This window comes from Neobacillus mesonae (genome assembly GCF_023715155.1).
In the GTDB taxonomy this organism is placed as follows: domain Bacteria; phylum Bacillota; class Bacilli; order Bacillales; family Cytobacillaceae; genus Neobacillus; species Neobacillus mesonae_A.
In genome coordinates this window covers 93720-102382 of record NZ_JAMBNQ010000017.1, presented here as the reverse complement: position 1 = coordinate 102382, position 8663 = coordinate 93720, and the positions used below count along the sequence as shown (strand labels likewise).

The following is an 8663-nucleotide window of genomic DNA, read 5'->3' as shown; positions in this document are numbered from 1 at the left end:
AAAATAGCGAATTAAAACACAGACACGGGTATGATGTAGCAAAATCCTCGGGTCTAATTGGCATGGAATTACAAGGTGCCATGGCCATATTTACAGTTAATTTGAAAAGAATATTGAAACTAATGGATTAATATAAGTGGAATATATATCCCACTTAATCAAAAAAGCGACTCAAAATTCAACCTTTTGGAATTCTTGAGTCGTCTTTTTTTTATATTTTATTTTGTCTCCTAAAAAATCGAAGATTTTCAGTGGCCTCCTAAGAAAGGCGGGGGGATTTTCCGCTTACCTGTTAAATTAGTTCAGCCAGCTTATAATACTCGTTTTCTACTTCATTATACTGCTCGGTATATTGATTGAATTGTTGGATAATATCTTTCATGTTTTGACCGTACTTATTTATTTCATTAATTTGCTGATTGAATTTATCAACGTTATATTTCCTATTGCCAAGGTCCTCGTAAAATGTAGTTTGTAGTTTTAATAGATTGTGATATTCGTCAAAAAAGGTATCTATAATCTTTTTTCGATCGTCTATCAATTTCATTAGTTTCGCTGCTTGCTTTTTTTGATTTTTATCTTGAATTTTCTTTGCATTTTCCTTGATAGAGGCTGATTTTGTGTAGGCCTTTTGGAAATTTACTTCAGCTTCCCTTAAAGACTTCTGTTGCTTTTTAATATATATATTGGCATCATCTAATTTTTGTTTGATTGCATCGGTATCGTTGATGTCAAGATTCATTAAGTTGTTGTAGACGGATTGTGCCTTTTTTCTATTATTCTCTAATTCTTTTTGATTCATAGCAAATTCTTTTTCAAAGGATGCGGATTCCTCCATTTTTTGATGGATTTCGCCTGCCTGCTTTTCGTCAGAATCGCATCCAGTAAGAAAAACAGCTAAACCTAGTATAATGGTAACGACAATAAACCTATTCATCCAAATTTTCCCCCGTAATTCGACTCATGAAAAATTAGTTAATTGGATGACAGCGACCTTTACATGGAAAAGTTACTGGTGGGATGTCATTGGTCAATACTTTTGTCTTATACCCCTGTTTCTTAATATAAGATAGTAATTCCGGCAAGTATTGAACGGTCTTTGGTATATCATGCAAGAGTATAATCGGGGTTTCCCCTGAGTGTTCCATTTGCTGAATTTCATAAATGGTATGCTGCACATACCGTTTACTCCTTAATTCCCAATCCCTGCTGTCAACATTCCAATCCCAAATGTTAAAGTCATTTTGATCCAATAAATAACGCATATCTTCCGTTAAGTATGGGATACTCCCATATGGAAGGCGGATAAGTTTCGTATGAACACCTGTTAAGTTCTCTAATATTTCCTGATCCTTTGCCATTTCTTCTACTGGAGCAGCAGGACTGCTATAAATCTTCTTAGCACTATGTGAAATACCGTGTAAAGCCAGTCCATATCCGTCTTGATGCATACGTTTCACGGCCTTAGGATATCTCTCCATGTTGGGGCCAAGCATGAAAAAGGTAGCTTTCATCTTATATTCATCTAAGATGTCCAATAGTTGAGTAGAAACCGATGATGGACCATCATCAAATGTTAGATAAATAGCATTCTCCCGTTGATCTGCTTCATTTTGCTTGGCAGCTGCTTTGTGTCCGGCAATCTCTTTTTCTTGCATTTCTTTTTCAATAATGGAATGCCTTAAAGGAGAATCAGCAAAGGCTGCCGGTTCAAAGGAAAAAGACAAGGCCTCCAATGGTGTCGTATGTATAGCAGGGTCACTTCCTTTAGCCTTATCCTCATGACTGCCAACCAATCCAGACAATAGAACCATCATGATGGTCAAAAGAAACGTCACCACAATTTTTCCCCTAATATTTATCCGCCTGCTCCTTTTCATAGCTTCACCTCATATTCCTTTTGATAGATTGATAGACTTTGACGAACAGAAACATATCCCGATAAAAATGGCATGAGGGATACAAAGCCTTCTATTATATATTCTTACTTTCTATTTCTTTTACACAGTTTATGATGTCTTAAACATTCATCTATTGCTGATTGATATTTTCTAAGTGGTCAAATGGATATCATCTGATAATAACTTCTTAATTTACTGAATCTATCCAGTTTAGGTAATATTTTATTGTACTTCCATTATACAACCTTCGACATATATTGTCACATATTCCCAACATTCTATCATACCAATGGGCTGCCTTTTTATATAAAGTCTTTCTTCAGTATTTCTTATGTACTAACAAATTTAATCTTTTGTACATCTTTTCCATAAAAATCCTTGTTTTAATTTTTTTTACAAAAATTAGGGTTTACGAAGCAGCGGGAAAGAACAGAGGAATCAACTGAGCTCCCTAGAGAAAGATGCAGTAAAACAAGTTGAAGAATCATTTGAACTGTATAATAAAGGCGTATTGACGTTCCACGTCCTTGTAGCGTCATATTTTAATTGGCAAACGAAAAACCCCCCTGGGGGAGGGGGGAATATTAAAACCCGAATGGACCTGACGGGCAGCAAGGGTTAACTGGACATCCGCACATTGTATGTGTTTCACAGCATTCATTTACGCAAGATTCAGTGTGCGGAAAATAGTGTTGATGATTAACGTGCAGTTTGTTCACCGTTGTGGTATGTGATGGATGAACATGCGGAACCACCTTGTTGAATAAGTTTGTCTTCACATATTGTTGTGTCGGTGAAACAAGCGGCGGGTCATACTGTGCCGGGAACGCTTGAGGGGGACAGTATTGAGGCGGAGTTCCGCATCCAGGTGCACCGTATTGGCCCGGCATCATAGGAGACGGAAAACCACCCATTCCCATATTTCTATTACTCATTAAAATAACCTCCATGTGAATTTATCTTGTGCCACACATTAGTCTATGTGACTGTTGCTTGTGCGGACTAGTTGTTTACCTATTTTTAAAAATTCAACGATGGACACGACAAAGTCTTGGACACAAAAATAGGCGTCGAAATCACAAATTCATTTATGGATTAAAACTTTCGTACCAATTTGAACTTTAGATGATAATTCTAAAACATCATGATTAAACATTCTAATACATCCGTGTGAGACATTCTTACCGATAGAAGCTGGGTTATTTGTTCCGTGTATACCATAATGAGGTTTTGATAATCCCATCCAAAGCACTCCAAATGGCCCGCCAGGATGGCTTTGTTTATTGATAATTGTGTAGGTCCCTGATGGAGTGGGTGACAAAATCTTTCCAACAGCTATCGGGTAGGTTTTTAAAAGCCTGTGACGATCAAAAAGTTTTAATTGATGTTTGGAAGTGGATACGTCAATCCATCTCGCCATAAGTTTCAACTCCATTTTTTGAATAGTGTATGGGGGAATTCAAGTCATTGTTCATTTGAAAAAATGGTGATAATTTACAATAATTGAAATAGTGGTTAATAGGGGGAGTAAAAGATGCGTTATTTTAAAGAGTATGGTTTGCTTATCATTTTTATCTTGTTGTTAACAGGGTGTACAGGTGTAGAAAAAGAAGAACCGTCATCATCTAGGGAAATAACCATTGAGTCCTATACCATGAGTGAAAAGGAAAAACTGCTTATTAGCAAGACAGGTGTAGGGCAAATTGAATTTTTCAAAGTGAATGGCGCTTTGAAGGAAGAGGATCTGCTGCAATTTTCAGTGGAGGAGTTTAAAAACGGTAAGTTTGAAAAGGAACTGCAAAAATCTTCGGATGGGCCAAAAACAGTAAAATTTAAAGACAGCCTCATTTCTTTTGGAATCAGTGGTATCGAAGAGGTGGAAGGCCATACTTTAAAACTGTTAACTGGTGTGCCATCTGGACTTGTCACAACAGATTATTCCAATCATATGACCATGTCTACATTTAGCAGACTAATAGATAAAAAGGTGAGTCTAGAAAAAAATAAACCAGTATATTTAGCAGCATGGGCAGGCACGACTCAAAATACTCTGCGTTCTGTTGAAAGCGAAAATGGTGAATTACCTGCAGGTATAGAAGATGCCGAGACGGCACTTTTATACAAAGTCTTATGGACCGATAAAGAAATGAAATAACCTCTGTTTTGTTAAATATCTAGAATAGCAAATCGCTTTGCAAATTCTTCATCTATATTCAACAAAAAGCATATTACATTGCTTTGTATATCCGCGACGGGGGGGAAGAGGCCGTTTTTGTTCACATATTTCGCTGTTTCTGATGTTTCAGTTTTGTTTGGACGTTACCGTGATCCTATTGGAGTAATTGGAGGTATTACTCCGTTTAACGGTACGTGAGCAATGACTTCTCCAGCTGCGAGGTTATAAACCTGCTCTTTTTTCAGTCTTTGCTTCAATCCATAATCCGCCAACATAATTTTTTATATATTTTACGGCTGTATTTAACATTTGAATATGCACTCCTAATTAATTATTTAGTAGATTGGGTTTCTAAAAGTCTAGAATTAAATTGACTTCAACTCCTATTCCTCCTTTAGCCGATTCATCAAAATATACATCTGTATGAACGACTTGTTTGGATGCAAAAAATCCCTTTTCTGTTATAAGGTTTCCACCTAGTATTCTTGTTGTGACAGCAGTCGGTAATAAAATGGACCCTTACTTATTTATAAGGGCCCATTTATTACTTGGGGTAAGCAAGAAAATACGAATTTACAAAGATATGGTGATTTTTGATTGTACTAACATACTAAACTTACTTCTTTTAAAAAATGATTTGAAAACAAATACTAATATCAAAATTAAAAGTTAGTATGCTTGACTAGTTACATTTCCTTGTTTTGCCTTTTCCATTGCTTCTCGATAAGGCATAGATGGAGATTGCCATTCATCTGTATACACATTAATTACACTTGGACGATTTGCTGCAAGTTCACGTTTCAAAATCGGTCCTAAATCTTCTATGTTTCGAACGTTTTCTCCAACGATTCCATAACTTTCAGCAATCGTTCCAAACTCGTAACTTCCTAACTCAACAGATTGATTATTTCCATCAAAATTAAGTTGCTGCGTCCATTTTGACCATGATAAAACTGAATTATTAAAGACCACATTGATAATTGGTAAATTTAGCTGTTTTAGAGTTGCTAGTTCACCAACATTGTAACTAAATGCGCCATCACCACTAATAGCTACTATATGTGATCCTGGACGAGCCATAGCGGCTCCAAGAGCAAATGGTAAAGAAGAACCTAATCCCGCAGCTCCACGCGGCAGAAGAATTTGACGACCTTGTCTTTTTAATTCCAGGAAACCTCCAGCCCAGCCGCTGGAAAAACCAGCATCACAAGTAACAAAATCATTTTCCCCTAATTGATCCGCTATAGCTTGAACAGCAGCTTGCGGCCATATAGGATTATTTTTACTGTAGCACTCCAAATGACGCGTTTGTAACCACTTTTCTTTTTCTGCTTTCACCACATTTAACCATTCATTAGAAGTTTGGAAGTTTGAACTCTTCAACCCCGCCAAGATTTGATTAAGGACCTCACGTGCATCTCCCCATAATGCAATATCTGCATGAATCACTCGTCCGAATTCAGCAGGATCAATGTCAATATGAATGAGCTTCTGATCTTGTCTTGGCCAAGTCCAACGATAAGAGCTATTTTGAGAATGTTTATATCCTATAGCTAGAATGACATCTGCCTGGTCAGCAGCTGTTTTCGCACAAGGGCTTCCGAGCTCACCCAAAACTCCAAGGCATATGTCATTAGTTTCAGCCACACTTCCTTTACCGGATAATGTCGTTACCGCCGGAATCTTATAATTATCTGACAACTGGGCAACCTCATCATAAGCTTGAGAAAGTTGAACACCTCCACCTGCAAGAATAATAGGCTTCTTAGCAGATGTAAGAAGACGTACTGCTTTAGCAATTTCAGATTCAGGTGCTGAACATCTGAATTTAGGGTGATTACTAGTTCCTGACAGCGGTTCCAGTTCTGTTGTAGATTGGAAAACATCTTGAGGAATCTGAACCACAACTGGACCAGGACGTCCGGAAACAGCCGTATGAATGGCAGAAGACACCACTTTAGAAAGCATCTCTATACTTGGAACATGAAACGTTTCTTTAGCAAAAGGCTTTAACATGTCAAGTTGATTTCCACCTTGACTAATGCGGCCATATTGCTGTAATAGAACAGAATTTCGCGGGTGGTCACTTACAAGTACTAGAATAGGTACTGAACTATTAAATGCTTCCATTAGTCCGGAAGGGAACTTAGTAGCTCCAGGACCTACAGTAGCATCACAAACCCCAATTCTGCCTGTAACTCTAGAAAAAGCATCTGCTGCGAAACCTGCTGTCGTTTCATCTCTAATCAAAATATGAGTGATATCTTCTTTACGTTGTGATAAGGCATCATAAAACGCATTTGCCTGCCCGCCTGGCATTCCAAAAATATGTGTTACTCCATGTCTAATAAGTGTATCAACTAATACATAACCTCCATGACGCTGCATAACTATTCCTCCTGTGAATTTGTATTTTTATAGAAAAGATATGGTTAGAAATCTACTAAGCACCAACTTATAGCTTAAAGAGTACCTTGGTCTGCTCTTTGTTTTTAAAAGCTTGAAAGGCCTCATTCCACTGCTCTAGGTAATAAAAATGATCAATTAAAGGTGAAAAATCAACTTTTCCATCTTGAACAATACGAATCGAGTTTTCCCAATCAAGTTTCGTGTGTCCAATACTCCCAGTAACTTTAATCTCCTTGTAAGCAATTTTCATAAAATCAACAGTTATAGGGGTGCTCCGAGTGCCTATTTGCAGATATTGACCACTTCTTCTGCATAACTCTAAACCTTGATTAACGCCTCCTGCAGTCCCAGAACACTCCAAAACAATGTTTGGGCCTTGGCCGTCTGTTAAATCCAATAATGCAGCCTCACTATTATTTTGATCAGAAACTAAAACCAAATCAGCTCCCACTTTTTGAGCTAATTCCAGTCTCTTCTTGTCTTGCTCAAGTCCAGCTGCAACAACTGTAGCACCATAGGCTTTACAAAGAAGTACTGTCATAAGTCCAATCGGCCCAGGACCTATTACAAGAACTACGTCGGATGGCTTAATTGTAATTTGATTCAAAGCATGTACTGCCACTGTAAAAGGTTCTAATAATGCTGCTGTAACCAAATCAATTTCTTTTGGCAGAACATGGATTTGATCTTTATGAACTTTTACATACTCAGTAAAAACTCCATCATGATCAAAACCAATTCGAGTCTTTTCCGGACAAAGATTTTCTCTTCCTCTAATACATGATTCACATTTCCCGCATGAAGAGTAAATCGTACGGGCTACAACATTCGTGCCAATAACTAAACCCTCTACACCAGGACCAACTTCTGCAACTTGGCCGCTAAATTCGTGTCCAAGGACCAAAGGCTTCTTATAAGCATGATAATGTCCATCATATATTTTCATGTCTGTTCCACAAATCCCGGCAAAGTGTACTTTAATGACCACTTCATTATGACCAGGTTCTGGTTTAACTACTTGCTGCAACGAAACATCCCCAGCATCAAAGCTTTGTTTAAGTAGAGCTTTCACCAATAATTCCTCCAATTTATTTCAATGAAATACCTGCCTGGTGTACTTTACCAAAATTAATTACTATATCATCAATCTTCCGCCATTTATATCTATAACTACTCCAGTAAGATAACTTGATTGAGGAGTAACTAGAAATAGAATAGTATTTGCTACTTCTTCAGGTGTTCCTAGTCGTCTTAATGGAATATTATTTATTATTTGTCGGTTTACTTCTTCAGCAACATCTTTAATCATAGGAGTGTCAATACGTCCTGGAGCAACTGCATTTACATAAATTCCACTTGGACCGAGTTCCCCAGCCATTTGGCGCGTAAGAGAAATAAGACCTGCTTTACTAACAGCATAATGGGCTCCGGTAACGGCACTATAGGATCTTCCAGCTTGAGAGGCAATATTCACAATATGACCACTTTGATTTTCTTTCATTAATTTAACAGCAGCCTGCGAGGTATAAAATGCACCATGTAAATTAATGTTTATCACTCTATGCCATTCTTCAACATCCATGTTTTCCACAGGAACTCGTCCGTTTTTTCCTTTTGGTGATATACCCGCACCATTTACCAGAATGTCCAATCGCCCAAACGTATCTTTTATAACCTTTGCAGCATATTCAACGCCTTTTTGATCCGAAACGTCTAGTTTAATTGGTAAAGCCTCAACACCTAAATCTTTTAATTGGATAGAAAGGTCCTGAGCACGGTCAAAGTCAATATCTGAAACTACTACGTGACTACCTGATTTTGCTAAAGCTTTACATGCCGCACTTCCTATACTCCCGGTGGCCCCTGTTACCCAGCTGACAGCATTATTTAAATTCCCCATATCGTCGCTCCTTCGAAAATATAAACATTTTAAAAAAGTTGTTACTAATTTTAGTTTGTTTATTGAATTTAAATTGATAAAGAATTAAAAAATAAACGTCTAAAGGATATATCCACCACAATATTTAGAACATTTCGAATTTAACTCTTTAATAAAAGTTTAAAAAATAGTAATCAATATGTAAAATATTAAAATGATATGTTATCCATATGTAACTCATATGTTTTATAAATATCAATCTATACTTAAAAGACTTAATTTATAAAAAAACAGTACC

General features: G+C 37.1%; 8 protein-coding genes. 1 reads left to right on the top strand and 7 read right to left on the bottom strand.

Going from position 1 to position 8663, the window contains the following annotated elements; all coding sequences use genetic code 11:
- Positions 1-292 precede the first annotated feature (292 nt).
- The 4 genes from M3183_RS15095 to M3183_RS15080 form a co-directional block, all read right to left on the bottom strand.
- Complete coding sequence (locus M3183_RS15095; protein ID WP_251470944.1) at positions 293-937, bottom strand: YkyA family protein; 645 nt, start codon at positions 935-937, stop codon at positions 293-295.
- A gap of 34 nt (positions 938-971) precedes the next feature.
- Positions 972-1880, bottom strand: coding sequence for a polysaccharide deacetylase family protein (locus tag M3183_RS15090; RefSeq protein ID WP_251470942.1), 909 nt, complete (start codon positions 1878-1880; stop codon positions 972-974).
- Between the two features lie 605 nt (positions 1881-2485).
- Complete coding sequence (locus M3183_RS15085; protein WP_285879916.1) at positions 2486-2836, bottom strand: CotD family spore coat protein; 351 nt, start codon at positions 2834-2836, stop codon at positions 2486-2488.
- A 149-nt stretch (positions 2837-2985) separates the two neighbouring features.
- On the bottom strand, positions 2986-3321 hold the full coding sequence (locus M3183_RS15080) for a L,D-transpeptidase (protein WP_251470940.1): 336 nt from the start codon (positions 3319-3321) through the stop codon (positions 2986-2988).
- A gap of 114 nt (positions 3322-3435) precedes the next feature.
- On the opposite strand from M3183_RS15080, the gene M3183_RS15075 reads away from it, so the two are divergent.
- A complete protein-coding gene (locus M3183_RS15075; RefSeq protein WP_251470938.1) occupies positions 3436-4056 on the top strand; it encodes a hypothetical protein in 621 nt (206 codons plus the stop codon).
- A 690-nt stretch (positions 4057-4746) separates the two neighbouring features.
- Here M3183_RS15075 and M3183_RS15070 read toward each other — a convergent pair.
- The 3 genes from M3183_RS15070 to M3183_RS15060 all read right to left on the bottom strand — a co-directional run bounded on the left by M3183_RS15070 (position 4747) and on the right by M3183_RS15060 (position 8386).
- Entirely contained in the window at positions 4747-6465 is a 1719-nt protein-coding gene (locus M3183_RS15070; protein WP_251470936.1) for a thiamine pyrophosphate-binding protein, read from the bottom strand.
- Positions 6466-6532: 67 nt separating this feature from the next.
- Positions 6533-7558: a zinc-dependent alcohol dehydrogenase gene (locus M3183_RS15065; RefSeq protein ID WP_251470934.1), complete on the bottom strand. Its 1026-nt coding sequence runs from the start codon at positions 7556-7558 to the stop codon at positions 6533-6535.
- A gap of 63 nt (positions 7559-7621) precedes the next feature.
- A complete protein-coding gene (locus M3183_RS15060; protein ID WP_251470933.1) occupies positions 7622-8386 on the bottom strand; it encodes an SDR family NAD(P)-dependent oxidoreductase in 765 nt (254 codons plus the stop codon).
- Between the last annotated feature and the right edge of the window lie 277 nt (positions 8387-8663).

Bases quoted from the DNA above. Each gene is read 5' to 3' on its own strand.
- M3183_RS15095 (WP_251470944.1), bottom strand. From the start codon at position 937: ATGAATAGGTTTATTGTCGTTACCATTATACTAGGTTTAGCTGTTTTT.
- M3183_RS15090 (WP_251470942.1), bottom strand. From the start codon at position 1,880: ATGAAAAGGAGCAGGCGGATAAATATTAGGGGAAAAATTGTGGTGACG.
- M3183_RS15085 (WP_285879916.1), bottom strand. From the start codon at position 2,836: ATGAGTAATAGAAATATGGGAATGGGTGGTTTTCCGTCTCCTATGATG.
- M3183_RS15080 (WP_251470940.1), bottom strand. From the start codon at position 3,321: ATGGCGAGATGGATTGACGTATCCACTTCCAAACATCAATTAAAACTT.
- M3183_RS15075 (WP_251470938.1), top strand. From the start codon at position 3,436: ATGCGTTATTTTAAAGAGTATGGTTTGCTTATCATTTTTATCTTGTTG.
- M3183_RS15070 (WP_251470936.1), bottom strand. From the start codon at position 6,465: ATGCAGCGTCATGGAGGTTATGTATTAGTTGATACACTTATTAGACAT.
- M3183_RS15060 (WP_251470933.1), bottom strand. From the start codon at position 8,386: ATGGGGAATTTAAATAATGCTGTCAGCTGGGTAACAGGGGCCACCGGG.